Origin of the sequence: Bacillus sp. V3B (genome assembly GCF_024494465.1) — a bacterium.
Taxonomy (GTDB): domain Bacteria; phylum Bacillota; class Bacilli; order Bacillales; family Cytobacillaceae; genus Bacillus_BD.
In genome coordinates this window covers 30404-56251 of record NZ_JAETXM010000010.1, presented here as the reverse complement: position 1 = coordinate 56251, position 25848 = coordinate 30404, and the positions used below count along the sequence as shown (strand labels likewise).

Below are 25848 nucleotides of genomic sequence, written 5' to 3'. Positions count from 1 at the left end.
AAACAACTGTAATCGATTAATTTTTTCACCTTTTTGATTAGGCATCTATCTAGTTCTTAGGACAATCGTGGCACATAGTATATTACTGACCATAATTAATAACAAGAAAGGAGAGGAAAATGAATCATTCATATCCTTATCGCATGTCTTATTATAATCCGCAACATGCCAGTCAGTTTCCGCAATACCCACAGTCTGAGATATGGGCAGAACAACTAACAAAACAACCTTTATACCCCCATTTGAAACAACAAGTATTAAATATCATTAACCCTTTTGTTAAGTATGGTTTAAAAGAGGCGAAAGCCACTTCTTATGAGCATACATTACAAGAAGTCGCTGCCATTACCTATTTACTAGGGAAAGGCATGGATCCGCATAACGCCTATTTAACTGTTGAATCTTGGGAAATTAATGAAACTTTTTAAAAATTTTTATGGTTAATCATTTTAAACTAAAAATTTTACAAATCAACGTTAGGTATGTGAAACATATGGAAGAGAAATTTATACAAAATAAATAATTTTTGAAGTTTGAAAGGATATTGTAGCCTTTTTACAGCAGCTCCATTGTATGAATAACAAAATAATATGTTCTAATACTAAGGTAGATAACTGATTTTAGGAGGATACTAAATGACTGAGCAAAATCGGTCTGCCATTGACCAAGCACGCAACAGAACAAAACGTGGAGTTGAAGCAACAGGTGATGCTGCTAAAAATTCAATTGATACTGTTGAGGATGTTGGAAAAGCAACAGTTGACCGCATTTCCGACATAATTAAAGATGTTACAGCAAGATGAAATGTGGGGGTTTTTGTTGTAAAAGTTGATTAAATATAGATGGTAATAATTTATAAAACACAGTAAGGTGGCTCTAAGTAAACTGGGGATCACCTTATTTTTTTGCTTTATAAGGGGTAAGTCATACACGAAAGAATGGTGGAATAGAAAGAAAGAGAAAACGAGGAAAAACAAGAAAAGTAACGATCATTATACGTTTTTAGACTTGGTTTTTGATGTCCTATTTTGGATACCTGAATGGGTTATATTTCCGTTCAGAATAATGATTTGGTTGCTAAGAGGCATAGGAAGGTTGATAAGGGATGTATTTGATATCGTATAAGTTCATTTAAAAATTCCATTTTTAGTCTATATTTCCCACAAATAAAATTTTATAACTTAATTAAAAATAAAATGAGAAAAGGAAAAGAAAAGAGGCAAGTAACATGAGAGGTTATCTTATTTCCATTTGGAGTTTAATCGATCCTTTATATTATTTTTGCACACGCCTTATATACCTTCCGAGTGAAGAAAAAGAAGGTAATATTTTTCGAATCAGACTGACAAAATATAAAGGCAGGAAAATCGTTCTTTCGGATGGAACACAAATAAATAAAAATGATACATTAGTAAAAATTCATCTACACAACGTCAGACTATCGAAAGAACTAAAAGACGTAAAGAGTGAAATAAAAAAAGCAAAAATGATTTACCGCTATGTTCAAAAGTCTTTGCCCGGCTTCGAAACCATTGCTGTTCGGACAAAATAAAAGGAATGATAGGTATTACGCTGTTAAACAAAGGCTGTGAACGGCTTGGCTTTGAGATTGTTGATATTTCTCATCCCATTTACAAATGGTTTAAACAGTTCTCTTTTTTGCTCATTGGAATTCTATCCAGCAAAAATTCTTCTGTTCTTCATATTTTAAAGCATCAGCAGCCAAAATATTTATTCATGTCTACAAAGAAATTATCAAAGATGTACAGACATTAAATTGGTTTAATATTTTTAAATAGGGGACAAGTTTCGGAATCGTACGTCTACGGTCGAGGAAATCTCCAGTAAGTGCAATTAAATCAATGGGTTCATCTTTTAACTTTTCATATAGTTCAATAGGGGGGAATCGATATATTTTCGAGATGCAAATCGGAAAGATGAAGAATATTTAATTTTGGATTATGTCCACTGGATACGGGTGTATTGATTTTCACTTTATTGATCACGATATCCTTCGTGTTTTTGTAGGCTCTTTTAATGAAATAAAAAAGAAAAATGGCTAATGTAGCAAAGAATAATACCTTCAAATCGAATCACACCTCTTCGTTACAGATTATACATGAACGAGGATGTTATTTTTACAAGTAATAGATGGAATGAATCCCATGGGAATATTTCCAAATAATCTTGATCGGAAGAATGAAAAATACGTTAGATAGAAGAAGAGGTACTTAATGAAAAAATTGACAAAATCGATCTTATTCTTGCCTTTTCTGTAAATCCCATCTGGTCACCATCAGGTCGCAAATGCATTAATAGATGAAATTCTGCAAATTCATCCACAAATAAGGTGTGATAAAGTATGGTATGTCAACACTAAACTTGAACACCTTAAAAAAGTTGTCTAGTTTAGTGTTGACATACCAAACCTTTTATTAATTGTCTACTTGACGGGGATAAGACCATATTTCTGGTTGACCATTTTTTATATCGATATATGCTAACGGTAGCCGGGGTAGAACGTAAGCGCCCTTGGGACTCGATCCCGTCTATTAAACAGTTCGCCCCCTACTTGTAGAAACATGATTGAGGCTGGTTGGGACAATGATCTCGTATAACAAGCGAAGCTATGATACTACATGGAGGAATAGGGGTTACCGGTTAATAGATTTTCAGGAGGGGATAAATGATGAATCCAGTCATAGGTCTGGATGTGGCAAAAGGTGGAAGTCAGGTTCAAGCATTCGGATGTTTCTTTACTGACTTTACAAGCATTTCCTACTTCAGAAGAAATCTTGAAAGCAGGCGAAGAAACCATCGCTAACAAAATAAAAGCGTTCTGTAAAAGTCGTTCACAACAATGGGCAAACAGTCAGGCAGAAAAACTAATGGCCGCCGCAGCTCAAAACCCATTTCAGAAAGCCTTATATCATAGCCTTTCTTTAAGTTTGAACATGTATATTAATATGCTTCTTGAATACAAAAAACATCTATCCACGCTTGAAGGTGAGATAGATGCTTTAGAAAAGGATATTGAAGAGTGTAAGATTATCCGGTCAATCCCCGGCATCGGTGAAAAAATCGCCGCCATGATTATTTCTGAGATTGGGGAAATTGATCGGTTTAATCATCCTAAGAAACTAGTAGCATTTGCCGGAATCGATCCCAGTATCTTCGAATCTGGTACATTCAAAGGCACTTTAAATCGAATTACCAAACAAGGCTCTAGTAGACTAAGACAGGCCTTGTATATGGCCGTTAAATGCGCCATTCGAGATTGTCGCAAGCAAAAGACGACGGATGAAATCATTCCGCGTAACAAGCGATTACGAGAGTTTTATGATAAGAAACGTGAAGAAGGAAAACCCTTTAAAGTAGCTGTGATAGCATGTGCTAATAAACTCTTACATTGGATTTATGCATTTTTAAAAAGCAAATCGGCTTTCCAAGATCTAGCCTAATTTAAAAATACAACCAAACAGACCAAAACTTTCCAAACATTGAACCTTGGAAGATTATTTGGTATACATAAATTTAGTATAGCATGAGATATTCCAAGTTTTTAGTGAAAAGTATTGACAAACTATTAGCTGGTTTATATGTAGTATCTGTTTCAAATCATTGATATGGTGTACCCTTTATCATTGTTTACATGTAACCATAGAAAATCGTTTAAGGACTTGACTTGGAGCCTTTGTAGGCATGATTGGTCTTGAAAGGCTGAAGCCGTTGTTTCATCTGGCTTGCAAGCCTATCATACCCACCCCTCCAAGTAAAGTCCTATTGTTGTTTACGTTGAAAACTATAATTACTTACTGAATATAATAAGTAAACAAAGTTAGAAAATAGGCTGTTTTTGTTTCGTTATTTACGATGAATACGGTCAAAAACCATACTACATATAATGGCAGTTTACTTTAATAAGCACAATATTTCTATATGGAAAATCAAACAAAAAATCTTCCGAGACGGAAGACTTTTTTATTTTAAATTGGGAAATCCTTGCTGGCGTAAAGCCTCATACACCAATATAGCAGCTTTACTCGAAAGGTTCAGTGAACGAACATGATCATTCATTGGTATTCTCAAAAAGTAATCTTTATTTTTTTCTAGTAAATCTTTTGGTAAACCTGTTGTTTCTTTTCCAAACATAAAATAATGTTCCTTTGATACATCACTAAAATCAAAGGATGAATGTGTTTTTTTACCAAACGTCTCAATATAGTAAAACTCACCTTGATTTTTTGAAAAAAAGTCATCCAATGAGTCATAATACGTTATGTTTACAGACTGCCAGAAATCTATACCTGCTCGTTTCAACATTTCTTCATCTGTTGAAAAGCCAAGTGGTCGAATTAAATGCAAGGCTGTATCCGTTGCGACACAAGTACGTGCAATATTTCCAGTATTAGCTGGAATATCTGGTTGATATAGTACAACATGTATTGTCAAGAATGGTCACCTCTATCTTTATTTTATTTCCAAATTATAGCATACAGATTGTGAAGATAAGCACTTACACTAAAGGGTGCTTGAGTTTAAGAGTGGAGGTTGCTGTGGCACCTCTTTTTCCTCTTCAATAAATAGGGAAGGTTAATTTAATAATTTTTTCAAAAATATCGATGATTGCAGCTACAATAACCTGATTATTAGGTTTATATAGGTTTGATAGTAAGCTTGTTTATACATAAGTTAGCTTTTTTATCTTCTATACCATCCTAAAATTTAGAAGTATTTTAAAATTATGATGTTTATCCCTTTACTTTGGGTATATTCGACCTGGTAGCAGCTCTACACCTGCCAACTTCATGCAAGATGGAAAGGGTGGGATTTTTGAGTAAAAATACCACCCCGAACCTTGTATGAAGGATAGCCATTCATTATAAAGATGCTAGTGGGCAGAAGCTTGATGGGGGTGGCTTTTTCAACGAAGGTGATCTAAAAAAAGGTTGTTTTCTTCCTTGGTGAAATTGTTTATTACTATAGACGATGTTTACATCAAAAAAATAAAAGCCTAGGTTAGTAGGCTTTTATTAATCTATTGAGAACGTTTTTACCGATTGGCACGATTCGGGTTTGTAACTCCTGTTACATTTGCATCAGCAGGATTCATTTCAACATTCTCAGGTCTCTCTGCATTATGTTGCACAAGTTCAAAAGCAGGTTGATCTGCGTGCTGAATACTCTCTAATACACTTTTCCCACTTTGTAACTTTTTATTATTGTTATTAGCCATCAAGTTTCACCTCCTAAACAGCAATAGGATATGTACTATATGATTATTTATTCAAACTCATATTCCCCACTTACCTTACTGTTCCTTTTATAAGTTATTTGAAACCCGGTGACTTTAAAATTTAGTTACAATTCTTATTTCACTAACGGAGCAGTTGTTAAACAAGATTTTGTCGATCCTTTTATAAATAAAAACTTATCAAAAACATTCATTTTCGTCATCAGACAATCCTTGTACTTCTTCATGAACATCATCTTTAACAAGTGGGATATTGCTTGTTGGATTCTTGTTAATGATCTCATCATTGATTAAAAAACGAAAAAGGGTCTTTAAATTTCTCAATCTAATATTAATCGTACTCACTGATAACCCTTTTTTAGTTCTTTCACGTTGATCATCACCTTGATAGGGTAATCGTTCATTTCTTAGGTAGTTAATATAATCTCGTATCGTATTACTATTGATTTGGTCAATATATTCTATATCGACCCCTAACCATTCCTGGGAATATCTAACCGTATCATAATAACCTTTGATCGTACTCTTACGTATTCCTTCTGTTTCCTTTGCTTTAATAAAGATTTCAACTGCATCATGAATAGTATATCGGACATCATTGGTATGTCGGTCATGATTAATCTGTCGGTCATTACGTGAAACTTTCTGTCCTCTTTGTGCAACGAATGTACGTCCCATATGTAATTCTGCCTCCTCAAATGGCGGCTATATGTCCTATATACACATTTTTTCATGTCCTACAGTGTGGTTAAAAAATAGCAAAAAAACGTTAATTTAAAGCTAATCTCAACCAACATAAAACAACGGTTAAATAGCATTAAATCAACGTTTCCTTTGAATTTATGTCCCAGAAGGGATTCGAACCCCCGACCTACAGTTTAGGAAACGGATGATTTCACAAAGTTGCTCAAAAGTTGAAAATGATAAAGGTTGTTATATCAAGGTATGAAACGGGTTGAAAATAGTAATCACAAGTGTTCAAAAATTAAAAATGCCCCAATTCAACCCCATGCCTGCCCCAATTTTACATTTATTGGGGTTTATTTATTTTCAGCTGACTTTTTGAAGAAGGTATCGAAATGAGCGGCTGCTGTTTGATCTGCTTCAGCTAACACATGACCATATATATTCATTGTGGTTGAAATATCCGCGTGGCCTAATCGTTCGCTGATTACTTTTGCATGTACGCCTTCATTAATCAGAAGAGTAGCAGAAGTATGTCGTAAGTCGTGAAAACGAATCTTTTTGAGATTGTTCTTTTTGATAAAACGAGCCCACCATTGACTGATACTATCTGGACGGATCGGTTTGCCCAATTCATTCGAGAAAATAAAATAATGATCCTTCCATTCCCAAATATCCGCAATCGCTAATTTTTCAGCGTTACGCTTTGCTTTTAGTGTTTTCAGCATATCAAGTAGGGGAGCCGGCAAAGACACGACCCGGTTTCTTTCGTTTTTGGTTGATTTCAATTTTACGCCCTCACCGATTACTTCAGTAAGCGACTGTTCAATTAATACGGTACCTTTCTTATCGTCTATATGTTTCCACTCCAAGGCGGCTATTTCACCTTCCCTGGCTCCAGTAGAGGTTGCTAATAATACAAGAACTCTCCAATGAAATGGGTAGCTTTCTAGTTTGGTAAAAAGCTCATTTAGTTCTTCTTTTGAGTAAACGTCTGATTTCTTTACTTTTATCTTCGGCGGTTTCACTGATGATGCAGGATTCTCTTTAATCATTTTCCATTCTGCAGCACGAGACAAAACATTGTTGAATGCCCTGTAGCAGTTAGCAATAGAAGAGGGGGAGAGCTTACCTTCTTTGCCATCAAGCCGTCTATCATCCTTTGTTAGATCATTCATAAAATTAACAATGTGAATGGTCTTAATATCTGCTAGCTTCATATGTCCGTATTTTGGTATGATTCTCTTTTGTAAGATATTTATATAGTTCTGCCTGGTGTCTGGTGTTAAGGCGTCATTCGCATACTTTTCAAGCCATTCCTTATAAAAAGCGTTCAACGTCATGTTTTCTGTTTTTAAATAATGCCCGTTTAAGATTTCCGCCTCGAATAAAGTTAGCTTCTTCTTTGCTTCTGTTGGACTTTTCGCTTTAACTGTTTTTCGTTCTCGTATCATATTCCCTTGAGCATCATAACCAATCACAACAGTAAGACGATAGCTATCTTTTCCTCTTTTTTCGATGTTTGCCAACCCAATCAACTCCTTTTTGAGAATGTCTGTTCTTTTTGTGAATAAAAGAAACACCTTCTGATATAATGAAATAAAGTACAAAAGGTGGTGGTTAAAGTGTTTGAATCCTTGTTGATCATACTTTTAATAGTCGCTTGTATAGTTAGTTGCTTTATTTGCTTCATCGCTTTTGAAATTCTATGCAAACTAGATAAAATATTAGAATCAGAAATTATTAACCTTACTAGAATCCGAAACCTAATGAAGCATGGGGAAGAGAAGGTTTAACCATCAATATATTTCTGAAAATGAATTTTTTGCTTAAAAACACCTCTCGATGTATGTAAAATGATTAAGGCTTGTTCGTTTGATGATGTATTTAAAGGGGTAAAATCAAAACAAATGTAATGTTCTTCTATTTCAAAGGCTTTGATGTTTAATGGCAGCTTTATATAAGATTCATGAGAAAAGTTCATTGAATATTTATCATCTATTTGAATCGTTGGAAATCTGGAATGGATCAATCCCTTTTCCTTGCTATTTTTTATTTCAACCGAATGTATGCTTATTGTAAAAGAGGATTCATTTATTAATTTCAAACTCATAAAAGCAACATCAACCGGGTTTTCTTTATCTATGATAAGGTCTCCCCAGTCAGTATATTCATTTGTTTCAGGATATCTAAATAGGTATCCATTTCTTTTTTCTTCATTTTTAGTAATTTTTAATTTAGGTTTTTCACGTTTGTATCTTTGTCTGAGAATGTATAACGAGTAACAGCCGGTTAATGTTCCGATAATTCCTGTAACTGCTCCTAAATAAGCTAAAGTTGTTGTGATATCCAAAAGTGTAGATCCTTTCTATGGAAATATATGTTCTATTTAATGCTGAAAAGAAAAGCCCTAAAGGGGGCTTAGTTTATTCATTGTGCGTTTAGTGTCTTTTGATTAGATTTATAAGCATCTAACATGATGATGACTGCTGATATTATGTGCATGACCATACCGACAACAGGAATCCAGCCTACAAGAGAAGTGATGAGGCCTAGAATATTTCCTGCTTTATTTGTATCTTCTTTTGCACAAAATACAAGGGTAACAATATGCAATGCAGCCATTACCAAAAGTGGAGTCCATGCTAATGAGAGTATAATAGCGCCACCTAAAATAGGTATTCCCCATAAAGCTTCCAATCCTCCTGAAACCCATTTTAAAATTGTTGATGTTTTCAACTAGTCCAGCTCCTTTTAAAGGATGTTTTTTGCATTGAAAGGAAAAGCCCAGAAGAGGGCTTTATTAAATTATCTAGCACATACAGTGGCTAAAACCTTTTGAACATCGTAAATGCTATTATCTTTTCTGAATTGTTTTGAAATAGTTGGGGCCGCAGCTCCTGAAATCCATATTTTTAATTCTGCATCTAAATCAAAGTGGCCAGCTGTTTCAATGCTAAAGTGAGAAATAGCTTTATATGGAACGGAATGATATTCTATTTTTTTACCAGTAATCCCTTGTTTATCTGCAAGTAATAGGCGCTTGTCTGTAAATACAATCAAATCTCTTACCAATTTAAATGCAACATCAACTTCTTCGCCAACTGCTAAAATTTGTTCTAGTTCGTTAGTTGCTTCTTCTTTACTTATCGTTGAAGCATTCCCCATTAAGCCATCTAAAAATCCCATGCTAATTCCTCCTTTTTATTTAAGACCAAATTGAGATTTACTTTGAAGTTTGTTTCCTTGGAACATAAAGTTTGCATTTGCTCCAAGATCTCCTTCGCCTTTGTATTCATACATTACAGTATAAAATTCAGTTCCTTTTTCTCCTGATTCAGAGAGCAAGTTTCCTTCTCCTCCAACAATTTGAATCACTTCTTCATAAGTCATTCCATTTTGAATCTGATCAAACTTGTCAAGAGTGACCGTAACGTCCGAAGATTCAGTTACACCCATTTGTGCTTTGCTAATTAATTTACCACCTTGGAAAGTAAAGTTAGCTGAGGCGAATAATCCATCCGTTTCCCACTCGTAAATAGCTGTATGATATTCAGAACCAGATTCTCCAGATTCGGATATAACAGTTCCATCAGAACCAATAATCGCTTTAACTTCTTCATAAGCCATTCCGTTATTAATTTGATTGAACTTTTCTTCTGTTAATACACCTTCTTTAGCAGCTGGCTTTTCTTCTTTGGCTGTATCTCTTGTTTCACCAGATGAAGTGGATTCGGTGTTAGGAGTATCAGACGTATCATCTCCACCACTGGTCGCTACAGCAATAATGATAATTAGAACAATAAGAGCAATAAATCCCAAACAGCCAAACTTAAAAAACTTCTTCATTTCCATTCTCCTCTTTTAATAAAATTATGTATTTATGGGCATAAAACCCAGTGATACCTTAAATAAAAACACGAATTAATGTTCGTGATGTGATAGTCTTAGCTGATTTTTACTAGATGAAGTCTAAAATTGTTTGAGATGAATAACTTCTTCCGGAACTCCATAAGTTGCAGCTGCTTCATAAATAGTAGAATGATAGTTTTTATTTAATGATTCATCCGGGATAAGCAATTCTACAGCGAAGCGATTCGCTTCAACTTCAATTCGATCAATAGAGAGGAATGTATTTCCTCTTAAAAAAGGAGTGTTAACTCTAGGATGTAGTTGTGAGTGGCCCAATTCATGGGCGCACACGAATTTCTGTGAGGTTTCATCTAGGTTATTGTTAATAAAAATATACTTATTCCGTTTGTCATACTTATAGAAGCCTTTAATTTCTTCATGGAGATTCCAAGGTATGACGTTAACATTTTTTAAAGCCGCCAATTCAAAAGGATTATTTGTTTTATGTTTATTAGTAAGGTCTTGTACAATTTTTTTGATCCAAGCCAACGAAATCGCCCCACATCACTGATGATCTTCATCTTTTCTATGTTTTTTAGGAATGTACTTTTTGTTGATTCTTTGTGTTTGGCGAACGGCGTATTCCATTGCTTCTAATAATGATTCAATAGCTTCCTCACTCATAGGCTCACCAGAAAACATTAACCCGTCTTCACTGGATAGATCATTTCTGATTTCTTCCATACGTTTGGCTATGTCTTTTTCATCTTTGTCGGTCAGATTATGAGCGTTTTCTTGTTTCTTTTCACCGTATAGCAAATATTCCACTGATTCGTCAAAGAAATCAGCGATTTTCTTTAAGGTATCGTAATCAGGTTGCCTTGAACCTTGTTCGTAATTTGCTAATTTACCCCTAGAAAAGCCTAACCGTTCCGCCAAATCATATTGACTAAGATTGCGCTTTTTTCTAAGATTAGCGATCCTTTCCCCTAACATATCTTTCACCTCGTTGTGTCTATTATAATTTAGAAACTATCTGTTTCAAACAAAAGACACAAAAAGTTTCTGAAAGGCGGTGACATAATTGGAACGAAAAACATTAATTAAATTACGTGGAGAGAAATCTCGTCCTAGTGTTGCTAAAGAGTTGAATATAACACCTCAAATGCTAGGCGCTATTGAAAGGGGCGATAGAACACCGTCACTTCCATTAGCAAAACGTATTGCTGATTACTACGGAACGTCAGTTGATGAGATTTTTTTTAGCAAAAAAGGACACAAATTGTGTCTAAAAGCAACAATAGCCTAATACGGAGGCTACAGCATGTACATCACCATATTTAGGGAGGTGATCTAGGTGACAGAAGAACAAATAGCAATTCTTGTTGAGCAACTAATGGGTCTAAAACAATATGAATGGTCAAGGATTAAACAACAAGTAGATATGATTTTTAGTTCTAAAGCCGCCAAGGTGGAGCTTGACGACTTGTCTGAACTAAAAAGAAATCTTGAAGTTGAATTTAATCTTCGACGATTTGGATGAAGATAGGGTTGATTCGATAATCCCTACCTTTGTAATGAATTTGAACATAATCAAGTTGATACATTGTATGTTCTTCCTTTTTAGTCGGACTCCATATTTCTGCATTTTCTTTCCACCAGATAAAAGGGGAAGTCATATGAGGTCCCATTACACAAGTATCATCGTCTGAGAGATTAACCCATTCACCAAGTAGGTTTGCGTAAACTTTTTTCATGATTTTACACCTCCTTCCAAAGCCATATTTCGACAGGAAGAGAGGAAAAACCTCTAAGGAGTTGACACCATGTGCATCACGGACAAAGTGATTTGGACTGAGTTGAAGCTGAAGGTTCTAGAATCAGCGATGATGCTACAAGACGGTTATTCACAGGATGAAGTAATCGCCAAGTTATTGGAAGTCATTGAGCTACTGGACAATACACAACCGAATGGAGGTGTTGCCAGTGAAACTCCTTAATAAAAAGCTGTATGAATTTGTTCGTAATCGAGATAGAGAGGCGGCGAGTAACAAATGCAAAGAAAAACCCTCACAGCTCAAGAAGTAGCCGATTACATCGGCATTCATAAAGAAACCGTTTATGTGATGGTCCGAAAAAAAGAAATTCCACATATTCGCATACGTCGTAGAATTTTCTTTTCACAGGAAACGATCGACACCTGGTTACATGAACAAGAATTGAAAAGTTTTGAAGCGATGTAGCTTTATTTAAAAATATCACTAAATATGGTGTGAAAAATAGAGAGAAACAAACACAAAAAGGGGAGAGGATGACATGAGCTTCGGACAAATAGTGGCCGAGGCGAGAAGCAGAAAAGAAGTCACCAAAGATAATCTCGCTGAAACCGTAAATTATTCAAGATCCACGTGGGATAAGTGGGAGAGCGGAGACAGAAACATTCCGATGCATATGCTTCCAAAAATCACAGAATCACTAGATGATGTAGAACTTTATTTTGCAACATGGGGAAAAGCAACAGGAGATGTTTCGCTCCCATTCTTAAATGGTGAATATGTCGATCAGCATCCAACATCAATGATGTATATGGTTCATAAAGAAACGGATGAAGCGATTGAACAATTGAAATCAGTCTGCTGGGTTAAGCCAGTACATGCAAGGAGCAATCAAGAAAAGGAAGATTTGAAAAGGGCACTCTTTGAAACTCTCGATGCAGCCACAAGCATGATGACTTTAGTCGCTATCATTTGTCGAGAACATAAGTTTTCAATGAGGAAGATATTCAAGGAGTGGCGATTGACGTTGAAAGCAAGGAGGATGGCGAAGTAATGGGATATATCGTTTTTGCAGCAGGAGTTATTCCAACAGCGTTAATATTAAGGGCTCTTTTGGGATGGTGGTTAGATCATGAATAGAAAACAAAATAAAAAGCCGTGATCCTCGCACAGATCACAGCTAACAGGAATCAACAATTCCAACGAATACCGAAATAACCAACTTCATTCTATCATTTTTTCGATAGAGCAGCAAGAACTTTTGTTCCTGCTGTGAGGTTTCAGAACTGCTCCCTCTCCCTTATGCCATTAAGGTAGTTCTGGATCCTCACAGTGCGAACAAAGCGCTAGAAAAGAGGTGAAATACATGGAACATCCGATGATTAACCAGATTGAACGTATTGGTTATACAAATATGTTTAATCAGCCTGAGTGTTGTGGAAGTGACATTAACGGCAATGAAGTTTTAGAAGGTGATAGCATCGTTCTTTTACCGAATGGCGAAATGATCTTGGAAGATGATTTGGAAGATTACTTGATTGAGGAACTTGGATTTCAGTTTGTTACAGCAAAATAAAATGACCTGTGTTAGGCGCACAAGTCATAGGTTTGAAAAATATTAGATTACCGTCATTGTACTACATTTTGCAGTGACGGTAAAGGGAGGTTGAGGTATTAATCTCAACAAGTGATATGAGTCGGGAAGATTGGTTGCAGGCTCGAAAGGTTGGTTTAGGAGGATCAGATGCAGCCGCAATTGCAGGCTTAAATAAATGGAAATCACCAATTGGTGTTTATTTAGATAAAACAGGACAGGCACCGGATGAAGATATTGCAGGGGAAGCGGCATATTGGGGAACTGTGATGGAAGATATTGTGGCTCAAGAATTTTCTAAACGTACTGGGTTAAAGGTTAGAAAAAGAAACGCCATGCTTAAACATCCTGAATATCCATTCATGTTAGCAAATGTAGATCGGTTAATTGTTGGTACAAAGGAAGGACTAGAATGCAAGACAGCTTCTGAGTACCTGAAAGACCAATGGGAAGGAGAAGATATTCCAGCTTCTTATCTGCTTCAATGTCAGCACTATATGGCGGTTACGGGGTATAAAGTTTGGTGGATTGCTGTTCTTATCGGGGGTAACAAGTTCGTTTATAAGAAAGTGGAACGCGATGAAGAGTTGATTCAATACCTAATTGATATTGAAAAGAACTTCTGGGAAGAACACGTTTTAAAACAAATCCCACCGGCATTTGATGGTTCAGAAGCTTCAGGTGATTTGTTAAAGGCTTTGTATCCAGTAGCTATCCCGGATACTGAAATATCACTACCTCCTGATACCAGCACTATGTTGGATGCTTTAGAGCAAATAAACAAGGATCTGAAGCAATTGGAAACACAGAAAAAGGAATATGAGAACAAAATCAAAGCACTCATGGAGGAAAACGAAAAAGCGGTTGTTGGGGATCGGTTAATCACTTGGAAATCCATCACATCAAATCGTTTTGACAGTAAACGTTTTTCTGAGGAATATCCTGACCTTCATAAAAGATTCACGAAACAATCTAGTTACCGTAAATTCGCGGTTAAACAAGGGGGAAATAAATAAATAATGGCTACAAATTCTGATGTAAAAAATCAACTAGCAAATAAAACTTCTGGCGGTGTGAAAAAGACTGTTTCACCTGAACAATCTCTCAATTCTCTATTAAAAAGAATGGGACCTGAAATCCAAAGAGCGTTACCTAAACATATGGACGCTGATCGGATGGCTCGTATTGCTTTAACAGCAGTTAGAACAACACCAAAATTGCTTGAATGTGATCAAATGTCTTTCTTAGCAGCCATTATGCAATCAGCTCAACTGGGAGTAGAACCAAATACAGGACTAGGGCAAGCGTACTTAATTCCGTATGGGAAGCAAGTACAGTTTCAGCTTTCTTATAAAGGACTCATCGATCTAGCGGTTCGAAGTGGTCAATATAAAGCAATTTACGCTCATGAAGTTTATGAGAATGACGAATTCGAATTTCATTATGGTCTGACAAAGGATTCAATTCATAAGCCAGCGCCAATCCCAACAGGTGAACCGATTGGATATTATGCAGTCTATCACCTTAAAAATGGCGGTTATGACTTTGTTTACTGGACACGAGAACGAATCGATCATCATGCTAAGAAATTTAGTCAGGCGGTACAAAAAGGATGGACAAGTCCTTGGAAAACAAATTATGACGCAATGGCGAAGAAAACGGTTTTAAAGGAAGTACTGAAATATGCTCCAAAATCGATTGAGGTGCAAAAATCAGTTGAAGCAGACTCTACTATTAAAAATGAAATTAGCGATGATATGAGCGACGTTATCGATGTCACAGATTATTCAACAAGCGAAGAAGAAAAACCATCTGCATTAGATCAAGCTGAGATTGATTTTGAATGATTGGCGAATATAAAACAAATGTTGTTCTGCCTGATTGGATATTCGATCAGGCGAATGACAAGGAACACTTAAAAAGACTTGTACTAGATTATATGCGTCGGTATCCGGGTTATGTCGTGAAAACTGTAAAAGATGGATTTACAATTTGTACTAGAGAGTAGGTGATACGGTGCCCGACAGTTATCCATTTCCAACATACTCAGGAATATTAGAGCCTGAACATTATAAAAAGATTGGATCAGCATTGTGGCTTTTCCTTTGGTGTATAAGCTCCACCACAAAAGAAATTGAGCGTGAGGGGGTAACCTGGGGCATCGTACTAGGAAATAAGCCATTAAAACGGAAAGAGCTAGCTGAACCATTCGGGGTTAGCGAAAGAACGGTACAAAGATGGTTGGACGACCTAGAAAAATATGAATATATCAAAGTGACTAGAGCTCCCTATGGACACATTATTACCGTAAAAAACTCTAAAAAGTTCAATAAAAAGAGAGTGGACAAAAATGTCCAGTCTGAAACAGATGAGACAGAATTGTCCAGTCCAGAGTGGACAAAAACGTCCAGTCAGGTGGACAAAAATGTCCACTCTAATAAAGATATTACAAAGATAAATAATACTACTACTAATACTAAAGAAATCGACCCAGTTGATCTCATTGCCGAAAAGTATATTGATTTACGAACCATGCAAGAGGGTAAAGTTGTTTACCCTACCACAAAGGACTATGAAGCAATCGCCCAGATTATCGCCCGTGCGGTGCCGCCCGTACAAATAATCAAATTGCTAGAACAGTGCTTTGAAGAATACAAAAAGCGAAATCCAAAGGGAAGCATCAAGGCTTTTGGATACTGCGAAAAATATATTCTTGATCATTACGAAGCCATTGAAGCAAGAGAAGAAGCTAAAAAGTTAGCAAAAAGGAGGATACCTGATCATGGCAAAGTCAATCAGCGAAATACTGGAAGGCCTCAGAAAAAAGAGCCAGCAAAAGATGACTCAATCACAGGTGGACAAGTTGGATGGCTTGGAAGAAAAAAGGTATCAGTGCCTGAAGTGCCAGGACAGAATGGTGATTATTTATAGGGTTCACAAAGACACCGTTTGGCAAGTGGATTCAAGAATGGTTAACGGTTCTTTAGAAACTCGTTTAGTACCCGAAAGTGTGGTCTCGGAAGATGATTTTTTAGCTGGCAAGGTATGTTCTCCTGAAAGCTCTTGGGAATGGAGAGATACTTACTCTAAAAAATGCGAATGCAGTGCGCAAATAAAAACCAAAAAGCTGATGAAAGCTAGCGAGATCACCGAAGAGTTTCGAAATCTAGGTTTTAAAAACTTTTTGACCGATGGAAAACCACAAATCATAAGTGATATTAGAGATTGTGCTATGGCTTATCTAAAGGCGTTCGAAACCATTCATGATGAACGAGCGAACAGCACCGCATTGCTAGGGCAACCAGGTGCAGGGAAGACTCATTTGTTGACGGCCATTGCAAATAATTTAATCAACCGTCTGAATGTGCCAGTCCTATATTTCCCTTACGTCGAAGGATTCAACGATTTGAAAGACGATTTTGACAAACTGGAAGCCAAATTAGAACGAATGAAGCAGGTAGATGTTCTTTTCATGGATGATCTTTTTAAACCAACAGGACGCGAAAGAAAGCCAAGAGCAACCGATTGGCAAATCGAACAAACATATGCAGTCATCAATTACAGATACTTGAATCATAAACCTATTCTCATCTCATCCGAACTTACTGTGGACGAACTGGTAGATGTGGACGAGGCACTGGGTACTCGTATTTATCAAATGTGCCAAGACTTTACAGTCGTCATCAAAGGTGATCGAAAAGTATTAAATCATAGATTGGTAGGTGCTTAAAATGTGTGAGATTTGCGAAGGTAGACATGTTGTTCTTAGACGAGATAGTTATTCGGTTCGATATGATGCATGCCCGAATTGTGAGCCAACACCACCAGAAGAACATCGAGCTAAATTATTAGCGATTTATAAAGAAGTTGCAGAAATAAATGCTAAAAAGATGATGAAAGGAGCCTGAAGATGGGAGCTGGAAACAAAAAGCGAAAAAATATTCTCAAAAATATGTATCCTGGTCATTCCTTATCAGACTATAAACGCTTAATCTTCATCGATGAACTGCATAAGTTGAACGTCACAAAATCAAGGTCAGGAGAGGATTTAGAGTCTCTTGATTACGCAACTATAAAAGCAGAACTATCTGTTGCCCAATTGGCAGAAGGGCGGTAAATACATGAATAAAAAATCAATCAGATTAAGAATCTGTAAACTATTAGACTCTTGCAAAGGTTGTCCAAATAACACATCAAACTTTAGAAGTGTTACTGAAACAAAAAGAATGTGTGGTGGATGTGATATCTACAAAGAGCTTACTCAACTCAGGTCGTACGTTGATCGACCGCCAGCTGAAAGATTTAAGCACATCTTAGATAAAGGGCCTGATATGAAAAGATCGGATGTAATCGTGTTAATTGAGCGTGGAGTCACGAAAAAAGATATTAAGCACGCATTGGAAATCAAAAGAAAAGATGATTATCGTGAATTACTTGAAAATTTAGAGTTGTATGGTTTGCAAAAAGCGCAGGAGATGGAAGCGTGAATTTCAGAAAAGAAAATTTAAATCAGCTTCAGTATTTAGCTAGATATACAGAGCATAGAGTAGTTGCCCTGTTGGAATTGGAACGGAGGATGCACAGTGAATATCGAAAAAATGTTAGAAATGCAAAAGGTGCTTGATGATCGGATTACCGCTGAAAAAAATTTGGAAGGACAAGATCTTTTTCCGAATACTGTATTAGCCTTGCAAGTTGAATTAGCTGAATTTGCGAATGAAGGTAGATGGTTTAAGCATTGGAGTAATGATCAGGAGCCGAGGACTTTTGTTCCCAACCCAGATGATGTATGCAAAAAGTGTGATGGACAGGGGATGTTGAACATGAAAGCCCCATTAAGAGGTAGAACATTTTGCGATGAATGTGATGGGTGCGGTGTCCATTTCCATAATCCACTACTTGAAGAATACGTCGATTCACTTCACTTCTTCTTGTCTATTGCTAATCAAAAGGGATGGCAAGACACTCTTTATATTTACGAAGAAGACATCGAGGAAACGAGAGAAGAAGGTTTTGACGGTGGTTTAACAGGTATTTTCCTAGAAATGAATTATTGGTTATCTAAATCTATTTTTGAAAAAAGTTCAAGCGATAAGAATGAACCGTTCGAGAAGATTGCTAGAGCAATAGGACTTTCACGACAAGAATATCTCTTCAAAACTGCATGGTTCCTGTTCATAGCAATTGGTCTTGTTGGTTTTAACTTTACTGAGGAGCAGGTCGAAGAAGCGTACTTTTCTAAAAATGCTGTGAATCATGCAAGACAGGATAGTGGTTATTGATGAACTGTCCAGTGTGCAATCGCCCGTTAAAGAGTAAAAAAGCATTGAGAAAGGAATAAGGTCCCGTTTGTGCGAGAAAGCTGTCAGAAGCTGAAAATGAGCCTCCTGAAGGACAAATCAAAATAGATGATTACCTGAAAGAAGGTAAGGGAAATGATTAAGTTTACTATTCCTGGTGATCCTGTTGCGCAAGGCAGACCAAGAGCTTCAATAAAAAAAGGAAAAATACACATGCACGATCCTGAAAAATCACGAAATTACAAGGAATACGTGAAATTGGTGTGTAGGAAATTAGTGCTTCCTGATTTGATTGATGAGCCAATATCTCTCGAATTGGAATTTCATAGAGAAATACCAGGCAGTTGGAATAAAAAGAAAAAACAACAGGCGATTGCGGGAGATGTTTTGCCAGCTGTAAAAAGTGATATTGATAACTATGCAAAATCAGTAATGGATGGAATGACTGGAATAATTTATAAAGATGACAAATTGGTGTGCGAATTAAAGCTATCAAAGCGATATTCTGAAGATCCTAGAACAGAAGTGAAAATAAAAAGGTGTCATTTTAAGACACCTTTAGATGGAGCGTAATCTCCAAAATACTTATTTTCAGCATTTTTTCTAACTTGAATAGCTTCTTCCAAAGTATCAAAAGTACCTAAAAGGATTTCTTTTCGATTAACGGTTATTCTAGCGCGATATTTACCGGAAGGTCTTTTATCAACGCCAGGATAGTTAGTAGAGTTATTTTTGCTAGGACGTGAGTTTCTTACGTTGTTTTTGTTAGAAGTGATTCGTAAGTTACATCTTCTGTTATCGCTTGTATCACCGTTGATATGGTCAACGATAAGTTTGGGATCGTCAACATCCAATATCATTCTATGAAGCCTTACGATTTTCTTGTTTCTGTTTGCAACTAAGTACCGACCACTACGATTAAAGCACCATGTACTACCAGAAATTTTATCAAGATCAATTTCGTCAATAATAAATGGCTCTCCTTTATTCGTGTGCATGGTGACAATACCATCGTTGATTGTAAATCTGTTTCTTTTTCGTTCGGTAGGTTCTAATGTGCCGTTGGCGTACATTCTCAAATAATGTTTGTTGCAATAAGGAACATCGTTAAAAGTAGATGAAAAATGGCTATCGCATACAGAGCATTTAGTGAATTTTGGAGTTGGATATGGGTTTGGATAAGTTTTTATGTAATGCTTGCGTTTTCTTTCATTACTAGCTATAACGCGACATTCCGGGCAATATTTTTGGTTTCCGTTAGAAGTTCTTGGTGTTGATTTTTCGCACATCGAACAAACAATCATAACTTGTTTTTTCATAGTATCACCTCATATCTATTATACCATATTAGATAATTTTCAAAAAGTTATATTAGATGTTCTATTAATCTATAAATGGAGGGGCTGGCGATGGAAAAGAACTACACGGATCGTTACTATGATAGTCTTTTCGGAAATGATCGAATGAATGTAGATATTGTATTGGATAAAGAACAATTACTATCGTTGGCCGCACTAACAATTGATTTAAAACAACCAGAATGGCTGTCTGAAATAGAAACACGATTAAAGGAATTGGGGTGAACGAAATGATTAATAAAGATAAGCAGAAAAGGCGGTTGAAAAAGTCAATTAGACAGATGAAAAAAGAGCGACTTAATCAAGCGTGGAAAAACCTTCTTGGGGGGAAGGGGCTACTTTAATGGGAAAAGCGCTTAGAAAAAGGGAGCAGAAGGTTGTCGCTCCTTCTCCCTTAGATCCGCACATCATGCAGGCGTGGCATTCAGGCTATAGCCAAGGAGCATCTGAGCAACGAAAATCAGATATAGAAAATGTGGTCCAACTGTTGGAGAATCTCGAAGAAATTGACGGTATCGGTGAGAAAACAGCTTGGAAGATACGGAAATTGTTTTTAGACTTGTTCGGCAACTAAATTGTGGATGAATAACGATTTGATTTTTGCTCTACACTCAGGACAAGTTATTTCCCAAATAGGTTTAAATTTAATTTTTCGAAAGTCATTTTTGTTCATTGAGTAAAAATGATGGTATGTGAATCTACATTCGCAAATTTGTTTGTCTTTAACGACATGTACTACATTCTCTTTGGTGCTATAAATAGTAGGTAGAAACATTTTAGCCCTTCTTTACGTTGAATTAGGCAAATTAGAAAGGTAAGTGTAATTAAGTTACAGATTTTAACCTGGCAACCCGGCTACCATGACAATTACTGTTTTAGGCCCGTGGCTTTGCGTCTTTTACTTTCGTAAATTTTGCCCTTATAAAGGTTAACATAGATTGTTGTATAATGTGATATTTTGTCGGATATTTACAAACTTTACAAAGAATTTAGAAATATTTACGAAAATCAGGATTTAATTTAATGAACAGTTCGAAGAGAGATAGCGCGTATATGAATCAAACTGTGAAGGAGTGCCAAAAAAGAGGTTTCATAGAATAATAGGTAATTTCGATTTGATTTTTTGATGTTCATTCAATAAAACATCTAACTCTTGACTACATTTAATCGTATCTGGATGGGTAAATCCGTTTGATGTTGCTAGATCAATCATACAAGTTCTTAATACATCAATTTTATCTTCCAGTTCTTTGAGGGATAAAACTTTCGTTTTCATAATTTAACTCCTATTAAGTTGTAATAACAATTCAAAAACACAGGCAATAGGCTCTATTGTAAATGAGTATTTATAAAATAATAAGAGTTTCGACAATTAATCTATTAATTCGACAAAAATACAAGTAAAAGTATGATTTAAAAATAGAGATAAGTGAAGAGGTGTATTCAATATAGGGAGAAAGTTACTGTACAGTACGAACATATAGCGAAACAAAAGGGGATGGTGAAATTAATGGATAGATTAGAAGAGATTGAAAATAAATTCAATCCAATAGAGTGGTTTGAAGGTTATTACCTTAGTGCAGAAGACATTGAATGGCTTATTGAAGAAATTGGACGTTTGCGGATCGTAGAACAAGCTTATGAAGCTATGAAAAAAGCATTATAAAAGCCGAGATTCCTCCCGGCTCTAAGTAAATACTCGATACACTTATTTTAGCATGGGAGGAACAGAAATGGCTATAGATGCAGCAAAAATGACAGCTGAAATAGATCTGATGAAAAATAATAAACTTTATGTGATAAAAGACGGAAAAATAATCGAGCATGATCTCCCTGACTATGGCGAAACCGCGATTGTAACACTCGGGGGCAAGGTGGATCGGATCGAAACTACGGTGAAACGGAAGGTGTGAGGAAGGAATATTACAATTTAAGGAGAAACCTTACCATACTAAAACATTTATGATAGTATTTTTTTGATGAAAAAGAAGGGTGAAACAAATGAAAAAGTTAAGGGATAATGACATAAGGGAAGCGTTATTAAATGAATTATATAGTCACTACTCCAATGAAAATGATACTAAAATTGTTAATGAAATGGGAGTATTACACGGTCAATCTAGAGTAGATGTAGCAGTAATAAACGGAATATTACATGGATATGAAATAAAAAGTGAAAGTGATAATTTACTTAGGTTACCACGTCAAGTTGAAGGTTACAATCAGGTGTTTGATCGAATGACTATCGTGGTTCAAAGGAATTATATAGATAGTGTAAGGTCAATTATTCCAAAATGGTGGGGTATAGTATTAGTCACGCAAAATAAAGGTGTTATCAATTTACGTGAAATAAGGAAGGGGAAGTTAAATACTAACGTTGATCCCCTTGCATTAAGTCATTTATTGTGGAGAGATGAAGCTCTAAAGATTTTAAAAGAGAGAGGCTTGCAAAAAGGATATTTAAGCAAGCCAAGAATAACTATTTATAAAAAAGTCTGTGATTCTTTAAGTATAGAAGAATTAAAACTTATAGTGAATCGACAGTTGAAACAACGCCAAGATTGGAGAAATGAGAAGCAGTTAGTTCTAAATGGTGATTCACATTAATTGATACCCAGGTAGTAGCATTGCCAGTAGGGCTATTGGGCTTATTTGCACAATTATCAATAAATTGATCACCATATGAGAAATTTGACCCTAGATAGTTAGGGTGTGAAACTACATTTTTTGAAATTGCGCATACTTGGCTAAACCCCTGTCCACTTGCTTTTACACCAGACCCTCTAAAGATTAGGAATTTATCATCTACTGTATATTTAATTGTAGGTGCCATATCCATATAAGTTGGGTCAAAATTGGCTGGAACTGCAGAGTTCACAACTGTATAGTCTCCAAAAGTAGGGAATCGGGAAATGTTTTTTTGCAGAAGATCTTGATAAACAATCCATTCTACCCTAGGAAGTATACCATTAGTCTTAGTAGCGACCTTCTTACTTAGTTGACTAGGAAAAGATGTACTACAGATTGTGAATGTTCTCCATTTATTTAAATCAGGTACATTTAAAATTACGTTAAGATAGTTTGATAAGACATTGGAATACTTTTGAGAAGAAATGTCACCGAAATCTAAAATAATGTCAATTTCATTATGACTAAGCGAGAAGTCAATTAGGACCTGCTTTAGGTTTTTTACTAGATCATTCATTTCTTCAAAGTCTTCATCAGTAAGTCTTAAACATAAACCATTTCCATGTTTTTTAACAGATTGTTTTATCGCCTGTTCATAGTCTATTCCGAAATTATATCGAAAAAAACTATAAACGGGAACAACTGATACCCCTTCACTTTCAATTGTATCAATAATTGCTTCTACTGGGTGAAGACCATTAGATGTCAGAATAGAGGGGTCTACATCTGAGTCGTTATAAAGAGTATCGATGTCTACAAATATAGGGTTATCTATATCCCAGGATTCTCTTACGTTCTTCCCTATGTCTTTAATATTTTGTTCGAGTGTCTTGTTAGCATTAGTGAAGGGTTGAATTTCTAGCAATGGAGTAACATGCATCTTGGATGATTTTGTAACGTGTTTTAATCCATTTCTTTCTCCCATTTTCCATTTAAGAATGGGAACATAATGATCGTTTTTAAACATAAATAATTACCTCCAATTTTTTTGGAGAAAAGTCTAAGGTGAATGATCTAATAGATATACGACTAAATAACCCAATAAGTTTCAAAAAATTATAAATTGTTTTAATGCTTAACGGAAAAACCGAGGGCACTGAATAAGCTAACGCTTATTTGGTGTCCTTTTTTATTTCGAATTCTATATTAAAGGAGCAAATTTATTATGAGATTGCAAAATATTGATATAGACCCTAGTACTATGAGACTAGAAGTTGATATAATGAAACAAAAAGGAAGCTTTGCTATTGTGGTATGCGATGGGAAGGCAAAACTTACTCGGCTGCCGGAACATGGGGAAACGAAAATCGTCACTCATCAAGGAAAGATTAAGCGGGTTAAGTTTGATGAGGGGGAAGATTTTTGAAAAGTCACCAATTTGTGTGGTTATTAGGAGTAGGGTTTATGTTTTCTGCTATTGTTGCATTTGTTTTTAACATACATAGCGGAATAATTTTAGGATTATCTATTTTTGCATTTTGTATTACCGTTTCTGATTTTTTAGGAATTGAAGTAAAGGAAGAGAAAGAATTATCCCCACAAAATTCAAAGGGAGTTAGTTTTTTTCGTTTTGTTCAGTCATCAATTATTGCGATTGCTGTCCCTTTGTCATTTATAATACCACTTGTAATTATTGAGCTTTTTGTGAATGCAGATGAAGTAATATCTAGATTAGCATCCTATATCGCAATCTTTAGTTTAGGACTATCTTTAATGATACGTAAAAAAATATGTAGGGGTTAAATTTGATAAGGAGGAAGAGTTTTGAGTGTACTTTCAAATCATGAGCAAAAAATCCTAAATAAAGTAGAAACTTTATTGTTAGAACAACAAGTTTCTAACTTAGAGAATACACTTTCTGATACCATTAGTTTTTTCTCGATGGTCTTAGCGTTAGGTGCTATTTTATTTGCTGTATTAATAGTGGTTGCCTCTTGGTGGTTAAATCGCTTATTTAATAAAAAGTTAATTCAAGTAGAGGTTGCTGAACAAAATGCAACAAATAACTTACTTGAGTTGCAGCAGATAAAAGATGATGTAAATCAAAAATATGAGAGAATAAATGAAATGCATGAATTTGTTAAGTCAAAAAAAGGTAAAATAGAAGAAATTATCGAAGATCATGAAAATCTAGAAAAGTGGATAATGTTTTTGGAAGAAAAAATTAATATTTTAGATAACGGCCAAAAATTTTTAATATTAATTGATGAAGTAGAAAGAAAACTGAAGACGATTACTAAATCAGATATTGAAAATTTTTATGTTGATGAATTCGAGGGACCACCTGAATCACAATTTGAATCCAGCAAAAAATATTACACAGAAGCTAAAAATAAATTTTTAACGATGCAAAAGAAGACTTATATGATTGAGGACTTCGTGTTGGATAATGAAATGGAATATGAACCTCTATCAGGTGAAATTATATCTGAATTTGAAGAGGCAAAAGGATTTCTGGAAGAGTTAAACAAAATTAAAAAGGATTAATTAGTTCTACCAGCCATCTGGAGGACACTGAATGACGCATGTAGCGTTGTTCAGTGTCCTTTTTTGTTTGGATTAATCGTAAAGAAGGTGTTAACAACGCTTGATGCAATAGTTTTTATTTTATCTCTTGTTGCACTTGTTGTAGCGATTTTTGTATTGCTTTCCAATCACTATCACTAAGGGTAATAACCTTTGAATAATGCTTATAGTATTTTCTTGTTGTTGCGTAAGGATTTCTTTTAAAAGTTTTAATTGCCACTTTAATGTCTACTATAAAAGTTTGGCTGCACGGATAGACAACTGTTTCGAAACGTTTCATACTGTTGGCCGGCACTAGACCGTAGTTTGAGTTTATTGGATTAAAGTGGCCGACTGTACCTTGATGGTCATTGATTACAAGTAATTTTTTATCTTCAAATTCAGGCCGAATAGCAAACTTATAAAACCCAGGAAGCAACCGGAGTGTCTTTGCATCTAAGAATTGAATGTCGAAAAAACCAATATCTTTCGGAGACATATTTAGCGCTTTAATGATTATAAAGGCTGATGTAGTTTGATTAGGGAAAACGGATTCTTTATCAAACGTTTCAATTCTGTCTACTAGCCCACTGTATTCAATTGTGATATCTAATCTTTTCCTATTCATCAATAAAGTCAAAAATGAAATGGTTAATGATAAGCAGGAAATTAACAAAGTAATTGTCTTAAAATCTAGTAAAAGCTTAATCACATGAACACATCCTTATTAAAAATATAATTACACTTTATCAAAAGTGATACGAACTTGGTAATGAATTTTGAAACTAAAGGAGCTGATTAGATGAATCCAACGATGAAAGAGCAATTAAAGGATTTA

41 protein-coding genes, 3 pseudogenes and 1 riboswitch are annotated in these 25848 nt (G+C 35.5%); of the genes and pseudogenes, 28 read left to right on the top strand and 16 right to left on the bottom strand.

The genetic code is table 11. The annotated features are described in order from the left end of the window. Nucleotides 1–119: 119 nt before the first annotated feature. The 3 genes and pseudogenes from JMM81_RS12730 to JMM81_RS23085 all read left to right on the top strand — a co-directional run bounded on the left by JMM81_RS12730 (nucleotide 120) and on the right by JMM81_RS23085 (nucleotide 1776). Nucleotides 120–428, top strand: a complete 309-nt coding sequence (locus JMM81_RS12730) for a hypothetical protein (protein ID WP_256241954.1) — start codon at nucleotides 120–122, stop codon at nucleotides 426–428. Nucleotides 429–635: 207 nt separating this feature from the next. Beyond that, nucleotides 636–803 carry a hypothetical protein gene (locus JMM81_RS12725; RefSeq protein ID WP_256241953.1) on the top strand — a complete coding sequence of 56 codons (168 nt, stop codon included), beginning with the start codon at nucleotides 636–638 and terminating at the stop codon, nucleotides 801–803. 425 nt (nucleotides 804–1228) lie between these two features. Continuing rightward, nucleotides 1229–1776, top strand: a pseudogene (locus JMM81_RS23085) (YkoP family protein). Here JMM81_RS23085 and JMM81_RS12710 read toward each other — a convergent pair. Further along, nucleotides 1772–2087 (bottom strand): annotated as a pseudogene (locus JMM81_RS12710) (metallophosphoesterase); the annotation flags it as partial. The pseudogenes JMM81_RS23085 and JMM81_RS12710 sit on opposite strands and share 5 nt — an antisense overlap. Before the next feature lie 654 nt (nucleotides 2088–2741). On the opposite strand from JMM81_RS12710, the pseudogene JMM81_RS12705 reads away from it, so the two are divergent. Next, a pseudogene (locus JMM81_RS12705) lies at nucleotides 2742–3461 on the top strand (IS110 family RNA-guided transposase); the annotation flags it as partial. Nucleotides 3462–3981: 520 nt separating this feature from the next. Here JMM81_RS12705 and trmL read toward each other — a convergent pair. The 10 genes from trmL to JMM81_RS12655 form a co-directional block, all read right to left on the bottom strand. Further along, the gene (gene trmL / locus JMM81_RS12700; RefSeq protein WP_256241952.1) at nucleotides 3982–4452 is read right to left on the bottom strand and encodes a tRNA (uridine(34)/cytosine(34)/5-carboxymethylaminomethyluridine(34)-2'-O)-methyltransferase TrmL; all 471 of its coding nucleotides are present in this window, start codon (nucleotides 4450–4452) and stop codon (nucleotides 3982–3984) included. A 601-nt stretch (nucleotides 4453–5053) separates the two neighbouring features. Further along, a complete protein-coding gene (locus JMM81_RS12695; protein WP_256241951.1) occupies nucleotides 5054–5236 on the bottom strand; it encodes a hypothetical protein in 183 nt (60 codons plus the stop codon). A gap of 198 nt (nucleotides 5237–5434) precedes the next feature. Beyond that, nucleotides 5435–5932, bottom strand: a complete 498-nt coding sequence (locus JMM81_RS12690) for a phage integrase SAM-like domain-containing protein (protein WP_256241950.1) — start codon at nucleotides 5930–5932, stop codon at nucleotides 5435–5437. A gap of 362 nt (nucleotides 5933–6294) precedes the next feature. Beyond that, nucleotides 6295–7467, bottom strand: a complete 1173-nt coding sequence (locus tag JMM81_RS12685) for a tyrosine-type recombinase/integrase (protein ID WP_256241949.1) — start codon at nucleotides 7465–7467, stop codon at nucleotides 6295–6297. Nucleotides 7468–7730: 263 nt separating this feature from the next. Further along, a complete protein-coding gene (locus tag JMM81_RS12680) occupies nucleotides 7731–8291 on the bottom strand; it encodes a hypothetical protein (protein ID WP_256241948.1) in 561 nt (186 codons plus the stop codon). A 77-nt stretch (nucleotides 8292–8368) separates the two neighbouring features. Then, entirely contained in the window at nucleotides 8369–8677 is a 309-nt protein-coding gene (locus JMM81_RS12675) for a hypothetical protein (protein ID WP_256241947.1), read from the bottom strand. A 69-nt stretch (nucleotides 8678–8746) separates the two neighbouring features. Further along, complete coding sequence (locus JMM81_RS12670) at nucleotides 8747–9127, bottom strand: PH domain-containing protein (RefSeq protein ID WP_256241946.1); 381 nt, start codon at nucleotides 9125–9127, stop codon at nucleotides 8747–8749. Between the two features lie 15 nt (nucleotides 9128–9142). Next, nucleotides 9143–9787 carry a DUF3862 domain-containing protein gene (locus JMM81_RS12665; protein WP_256241945.1) on the bottom strand — a complete coding sequence of 215 codons (645 nt, stop codon included), beginning with the start codon at nucleotides 9785–9787 and terminating at the stop codon, nucleotides 9143–9145. A gap of 123 nt (nucleotides 9788–9910) precedes the next feature. Next, nucleotides 9911–10339 (bottom strand): ImmA/IrrE family metallo-endopeptidase, encoded by a 429-nt coding sequence (locus JMM81_RS12660; protein ID WP_256241944.1) that lies wholly within the window; start codon nucleotides 10337–10339, stop codon nucleotides 9911–9913. Nucleotides 10340–10354: 15 nt separating this feature from the next. Next, nucleotides 10355–10786 carry a helix-turn-helix domain-containing protein gene (locus tag JMM81_RS12655; RefSeq protein WP_256241943.1) on the bottom strand — a complete coding sequence of 144 codons (432 nt, stop codon included), beginning with the start codon at nucleotides 10784–10786 and terminating at the stop codon, nucleotides 10355–10357. Between the two features lie 88 nt (nucleotides 10787–10874). Between JMM81_RS12655 and JMM81_RS12650 the strand changes: the two genes are divergently transcribed. Next, nucleotides 10875–11099, top strand: coding sequence for a helix-turn-helix transcriptional regulator (locus tag JMM81_RS12650; protein ID WP_256241942.1), 225 nt, complete (start codon nucleotides 10875–10877; stop codon nucleotides 11097–11099). A 48-nt stretch (nucleotides 11100–11147) separates the two neighbouring features. Continuing rightward, nucleotides 11148–11333, top strand: coding sequence for a hypothetical protein (locus JMM81_RS12645; protein WP_256241941.1), 186 nt, complete (start codon nucleotides 11148–11150; stop codon nucleotides 11331–11333). Here the strand turns inward: JMM81_RS12645 and JMM81_RS12640 are convergent. After that, nucleotides 11311–11547 carry a hypothetical protein gene (locus tag JMM81_RS12640; protein ID WP_256241940.1) on the bottom strand — a complete coding sequence of 79 codons (237 nt, stop codon included), beginning with the start codon at nucleotides 11545–11547 and terminating at the stop codon, nucleotides 11311–11313. The two genes, JMM81_RS12645 and JMM81_RS12640, sit on opposite strands and share 23 nt — an antisense overlap. A 69-nt stretch (nucleotides 11548–11616) precedes the next feature. On the opposite strand from JMM81_RS12640, the gene JMM81_RS12635 reads away from it, so the two are divergent. From JMM81_RS12635 to JMM81_RS12570, 14 genes are all read left to right on the top strand, one after another. Next, nucleotides 11617–11790 (top strand): hypothetical protein, encoded by a 174-nt coding sequence (locus JMM81_RS12635; RefSeq protein ID WP_256241939.1) that lies wholly within the window; start codon nucleotides 11617–11619, stop codon nucleotides 11788–11790. Nucleotides 11791–11844: 54 nt separating this feature from the next. Continuing rightward, nucleotides 11845–12033, top strand: coding sequence for a helix-turn-helix domain-containing protein (locus JMM81_RS12630; RefSeq protein ID WP_256241938.1), 189 nt, complete (start codon nucleotides 11845–11847; stop codon nucleotides 12031–12033). Nucleotides 12034–12106: 73 nt separating this feature from the next. Then, complete coding sequence (locus JMM81_RS12625; RefSeq protein WP_256241937.1) at nucleotides 12107–12619, top strand: helix-turn-helix domain-containing protein; 513 nt, start codon at nucleotides 12107–12109, stop codon at nucleotides 12617–12619. A 312-nt stretch (nucleotides 12620–12931) separates the two neighbouring features. Next, on the top strand, nucleotides 12932–13141 hold the full coding sequence (locus tag JMM81_RS12620) for a YqaI family protein (RefSeq protein WP_256241936.1): 210 nt from the start codon (nucleotides 12932–12934) through the stop codon (nucleotides 13139–13141). A gap of 116 nt (nucleotides 13142–13257) precedes the next feature. Next, nucleotides 13258–14175, top strand: coding sequence for a YqaJ viral recombinase family nuclease (locus tag JMM81_RS12615; protein ID WP_256241935.1), 918 nt, complete (start codon nucleotides 13258–13260; stop codon nucleotides 14173–14175). Between the two features lie 3 nt (nucleotides 14176–14178). Beyond that, nucleotides 14179–15006 carry a recombinase RecT gene (locus JMM81_RS12610; RefSeq protein ID WP_256241934.1) on the top strand — a complete coding sequence of 276 codons (828 nt, stop codon included), beginning with the start codon at nucleotides 14179–14181 and terminating at the stop codon, nucleotides 15004–15006. Beyond that, nucleotides 15003–15167, top strand: a complete 165-nt coding sequence (locus tag JMM81_RS12605; protein ID WP_256241933.1) for a hypothetical protein — start codon at nucleotides 15003–15005, stop codon at nucleotides 15165–15167. The genes JMM81_RS12610 and JMM81_RS12605 overlap by 4 nt, the downstream gene beginning before the upstream one ends. An 8-nt stretch (nucleotides 15168–15175) precedes the next feature. Then, complete coding sequence (locus tag JMM81_RS12600) at nucleotides 15176–16090, top strand: helix-turn-helix domain-containing protein (RefSeq protein WP_256241932.1); 915 nt, start codon at nucleotides 15176–15178, stop codon at nucleotides 16088–16090. Beyond that, nucleotides 15999–16889, top strand: coding sequence for an ATP-binding protein (locus JMM81_RS12595; RefSeq protein WP_256242021.1), 891 nt, complete (start codon nucleotides 15999–16001; stop codon nucleotides 16887–16889). The genes JMM81_RS12600 and JMM81_RS12595 overlap by 92 nt, the downstream gene beginning before the upstream one ends. A 1-nt stretch (nucleotide 16890) precedes the next feature. Continuing rightward, nucleotides 16891–17067 carry a hypothetical protein gene (locus JMM81_RS12590; protein ID WP_256241931.1) on the top strand — a complete coding sequence of 59 codons (177 nt, stop codon included), beginning with the start codon at nucleotides 16891–16893 and terminating at the stop codon, nucleotides 17065–17067. Between the two features lie 2 nt (nucleotides 17068–17069). Continuing rightward, a complete protein-coding gene (locus tag JMM81_RS12585) occupies nucleotides 17070–17276 on the top strand; it encodes a hypothetical protein (RefSeq protein WP_256241930.1) in 207 nt (68 codons plus the stop codon). A 4-nt stretch (nucleotides 17277–17280) separates the two neighbouring features. Then, the gene (locus JMM81_RS12580) at nucleotides 17281–17646 is read left to right on the top strand and encodes a hypothetical protein (protein ID WP_256241929.1); all 366 of its coding nucleotides are present in this window, start codon (nucleotides 17281–17283) and stop codon (nucleotides 17644–17646) included. A 96-nt stretch (nucleotides 17647–17742) separates the two neighbouring features. After that, nucleotides 17743–18441: a dUTP diphosphatase gene (locus JMM81_RS12575; RefSeq protein WP_256241928.1), complete on the top strand. Its 699-nt coding sequence runs from the start codon at nucleotides 17743–17745 to the stop codon at nucleotides 18439–18441. 153 nt (nucleotides 18442–18594) lie between these two features. After that, nucleotides 18595–19032 (top strand): RusA family crossover junction endodeoxyribonuclease, encoded by a 438-nt coding sequence (locus JMM81_RS12570; RefSeq protein WP_256241927.1) that lies wholly within the window; start codon nucleotides 18595–18597, stop codon nucleotides 19030–19032. Here JMM81_RS12570 and JMM81_RS12565 read toward each other — a convergent pair. Next, the gene (locus JMM81_RS12565; RefSeq protein ID WP_256241926.1) at nucleotides 19002–19778 is read right to left on the bottom strand and encodes an HNH endonuclease; all 777 of its coding nucleotides are present in this window, start codon (nucleotides 19776–19778) and stop codon (nucleotides 19002–19004) included. The two genes, JMM81_RS12570 and JMM81_RS12565, sit on opposite strands and share 31 nt — an antisense overlap. A 90-nt stretch (nucleotides 19779–19868) precedes the next feature. Between JMM81_RS12565 and JMM81_RS12560 the strand changes: the two genes are divergently transcribed. Both JMM81_RS12560 and JMM81_RS12555 read left to right on the top strand, forming a co-directional pair. Continuing rightward, nucleotides 19869–20042, top strand: a complete 174-nt coding sequence (locus JMM81_RS12560) for a hypothetical protein (RefSeq protein ID WP_256241925.1) — start codon at nucleotides 19869–19871, stop codon at nucleotides 20040–20042. Between the two features lie 82 nt (nucleotides 20043–20124). Beyond that, a complete protein-coding gene (locus tag JMM81_RS12555) occupies nucleotides 20125–20391 on the top strand; it encodes a hypothetical protein (RefSeq protein ID WP_256241924.1) in 267 nt (88 codons plus the stop codon). 268 nt (nucleotides 20392–20659) lie between these two features. Beyond that, nucleotides 20660–20745, bottom strand: a riboswitch (cyclic di-GMP riboswitch). A 162-nt stretch (nucleotides 20746–20907) separates the two neighbouring features. Here JMM81_RS12555 and JMM81_RS12550 read toward each other — a convergent pair. After that, the gene (locus JMM81_RS12550; RefSeq protein ID WP_203556627.1) at nucleotides 20908–21093 is read right to left on the bottom strand and encodes an aspartyl-phosphate phosphatase Spo0E family protein; all 186 of its coding nucleotides are present in this window, start codon (nucleotides 21091–21093) and stop codon (nucleotides 20908–20910) included. A gap of 234 nt (nucleotides 21094–21327) precedes the next feature. Here JMM81_RS12550 and JMM81_RS12545 point away from each other — a divergent pair, with 234 nt between their 5' ends. From JMM81_RS12545 to JMM81_RS12535, 3 genes are all read left to right on the top strand, one after another. Beyond that, nucleotides 21328–21483 (top strand): hypothetical protein, encoded by a 156-nt coding sequence (locus JMM81_RS12545; protein ID WP_256241923.1) that lies wholly within the window; start codon nucleotides 21328–21330, stop codon nucleotides 21481–21483. Nucleotides 21484–21550: 67 nt separating this feature from the next. Next, complete coding sequence (locus JMM81_RS12540; protein ID WP_256241922.1) at nucleotides 21551–21730, top strand: XtrA/YqaO family protein; 180 nt, start codon at nucleotides 21551–21553, stop codon at nucleotides 21728–21730. A gap of 88 nt (nucleotides 21731–21818) precedes the next feature. Beyond that, nucleotides 21819–22424, top strand: coding sequence for a sce7726 family protein (locus JMM81_RS12535; protein ID WP_256241921.1), 606 nt, complete (start codon nucleotides 21819–21821; stop codon nucleotides 22422–22424). Here JMM81_RS12535 and JMM81_RS12530 read toward each other — a convergent pair. Further along, on the bottom strand, nucleotides 22345–23472 hold the full coding sequence (locus JMM81_RS12530) for a beta family protein (RefSeq protein WP_256241920.1): 1128 nt from the start codon (nucleotides 23470–23472) through the stop codon (nucleotides 22345–22347). The two genes, JMM81_RS12535 and JMM81_RS12530, sit on opposite strands and share 80 nt — an antisense overlap. 198 nt (nucleotides 23473–23670) lie before the next feature. Between JMM81_RS12530 and JMM81_RS12525 the strand changes: the two genes are divergently transcribed. Genes JMM81_RS12525 through JMM81_RS12515 form a run of 3 tightly spaced genes read left to right on the top strand, consistent with a single transcriptional unit; the run spans nucleotide 23671 to nucleotide 24992 of the window. Beyond that, complete coding sequence (locus JMM81_RS12525; protein ID WP_256241918.1) at nucleotides 23671–23871, top strand: XtrA/YqaO family protein; 201 nt, start codon at nucleotides 23671–23673, stop codon at nucleotides 23869–23871. After that, the gene (locus JMM81_RS12520) at nucleotides 23868–24248 is read left to right on the top strand and encodes a hypothetical protein (protein ID WP_256241917.1); all 381 of its coding nucleotides are present in this window, start codon (nucleotides 23868–23870) and stop codon (nucleotides 24246–24248) included. Before JMM81_RS12525 ends, JMM81_RS12520 begins: the two co-directional genes overlap by 4 nt. A gap of 21 nt (nucleotides 24249–24269) precedes the next feature. Next, complete coding sequence (locus tag JMM81_RS12515) at nucleotides 24270–24992, top strand: 6TM ABC transporter family protein (protein WP_256241916.1); 723 nt, start codon at nucleotides 24270–24272, stop codon at nucleotides 24990–24992. A 115-nt stretch (nucleotides 24993–25107) separates the two neighbouring features. On the opposite strand, the gene JMM81_RS12510 is transcribed toward JMM81_RS12515, so the two are convergent. After that, nucleotides 25108–25722 (bottom strand): hypothetical protein, encoded by a 615-nt coding sequence (locus tag JMM81_RS12510; RefSeq protein ID WP_256241915.1) that lies wholly within the window; start codon nucleotides 25720–25722, stop codon nucleotides 25108–25110. Between the last annotated feature and the right edge of the window lie 126 nt (nucleotides 25723–25848).

Bases quoted from the DNA above. Each gene is read 5' to 3' on its own strand.
- JMM81_RS12730 (WP_256241954.1), top strand. From the start codon at position 120: ATGAATCATTCATATCCTTATCGCATGTCTTATTATAATCCGCAACAT.
- JMM81_RS12725 (WP_256241953.1), top strand. From the start codon at position 636: ATGACTGAGCAAAATCGGTCTGCCATTGACCAAGCACGCAACAGAACA.
- JMM81_RS12695 (WP_256241951.1), bottom strand. From the start codon at position 5,236: ATGGCTAATAACAATAATAAAAAGTTACAAAGTGGGAAAAGTGTATTA.
- JMM81_RS12690 (WP_256241950.1), bottom strand. From the start codon at position 5,932: ATGGGACGTACATTCGTTGCACAAAGAGGACAGAAAGTTTCACGTAAT.
- JMM81_RS12670 (WP_256241946.1), bottom strand. From the start codon at position 9,127: ATGGGATTTTTAGATGGCTTAATGGGGAATGCTTCAACGATAAGTAAA.
- JMM81_RS12665 (WP_256241945.1), bottom strand. From the start codon at position 9,787: ATGAAGAAGTTTTTTAAGTTTGGCTGTTTGGGATTTATTGCTCTTATT.
- JMM81_RS12655 (WP_256241943.1), bottom strand. From the start codon at position 10,786: ATGTTAGGGGAAAGGATCGCTAATCTTAGAAAAAAGCGCAATCTTAGT.
- JMM81_RS12640 (WP_256241940.1), bottom strand. From the start codon at position 11,547: ATGAAAAAAGTTTACGCAAACCTACTTGGTGAATGGGTTAATCTCTCA.
- JMM81_RS12635 (WP_256241939.1), top strand. From the start codon at position 11,617: ATGTGCATCACGGACAAAGTGATTTGGACTGAGTTGAAGCTGAAGGTT.
- JMM81_RS12630 (WP_256241938.1), top strand. From the start codon at position 11,845: ATGCAAAGAAAAACCCTCACAGCTCAAGAAGTAGCCGATTACATCGGC.
- JMM81_RS12625 (WP_256241937.1), top strand. From the start codon at position 12,107: ATGAGCTTCGGACAAATAGTGGCCGAGGCGAGAAGCAGAAAAGAAGTC.
- JMM81_RS12620 (WP_256241936.1), top strand. From the start codon at position 12,932: ATGGAACATCCGATGATTAACCAGATTGAACGTATTGGTTATACAAAT.
- JMM81_RS12615 (WP_256241935.1), top strand. From the start codon at position 13,258: ATGAGTCGGGAAGATTGGTTGCAGGCTCGAAAGGTTGGTTTAGGAGGA.
- JMM81_RS12610 (WP_256241934.1), top strand. From the start codon at position 14,179: ATGGCTACAAATTCTGATGTAAAAAATCAACTAGCAAATAAAACTTCT.
- JMM81_RS12605 (WP_256241933.1), top strand. From the start codon at position 15,003: ATGATTGGCGAATATAAAACAAATGTTGTTCTGCCTGATTGGATATTC.
- JMM81_RS12595 (WP_256242021.1), top strand. From the start codon at position 15,999: ATGACTCAATCACAGGTGGACAAGTTGGATGGCTTGGAAGAAAAAAGG.
- JMM81_RS12590 (WP_256241931.1), top strand. From the start codon at position 16,891: ATGTGTGAGATTTGCGAAGGTAGACATGTTGTTCTTAGACGAGATAGT.
- JMM81_RS12585 (WP_256241930.1), top strand. From the start codon at position 17,070: ATGGGAGCTGGAAACAAAAAGCGAAAAAATATTCTCAAAAATATGTAT.
- JMM81_RS12580 (WP_256241929.1), top strand. From the start codon at position 17,281: ATGAATAAAAAATCAATCAGATTAAGAATCTGTAAACTATTAGACTCT.
- JMM81_RS12570 (WP_256241927.1), top strand. From the start codon at position 18,595: ATGATTAAGTTTACTATTCCTGGTGATCCTGTTGCGCAAGGCAGACCA.
- JMM81_RS12565 (WP_256241926.1), bottom strand. From the start codon at position 19,778: ATGAAAAAACAAGTTATGATTGTTTGTTCGATGTGCGAAAAATCAACA.
- JMM81_RS12560 (WP_256241925.1), top strand. From the start codon at position 19,869: ATGGAAAAGAACTACACGGATCGTTACTATGATAGTCTTTTCGGAAAT.
- JMM81_RS12550 (WP_203556627.1), bottom strand. From the start codon at position 21,093: ATGAAAACGAAAGTTTTATCCCTCAAAGAACTGGAAGATAAAATTGAT.
- JMM81_RS12545 (WP_256241923.1), top strand. From the start codon at position 21,328: ATGGATAGATTAGAAGAGATTGAAAATAAATTCAATCCAATAGAGTGG.
- JMM81_RS12540 (WP_256241922.1), top strand. From the start codon at position 21,551: ATGGCTATAGATGCAGCAAAAATGACAGCTGAAATAGATCTGATGAAA.
- JMM81_RS12535 (WP_256241921.1), top strand. From the start codon at position 21,819: ATGAAAAAGTTAAGGGATAATGACATAAGGGAAGCGTTATTAAATGAA.
- JMM81_RS12530 (WP_256241920.1), bottom strand. From the start codon at position 23,472: ATGTTTAAAAACGATCATTATGTTCCCATTCTTAAATGGAAAATGGGA.
- JMM81_RS12525 (WP_256241918.1), top strand. From the start codon at position 23,671: ATGAGATTGCAAAATATTGATATAGACCCTAGTACTATGAGACTAGAA.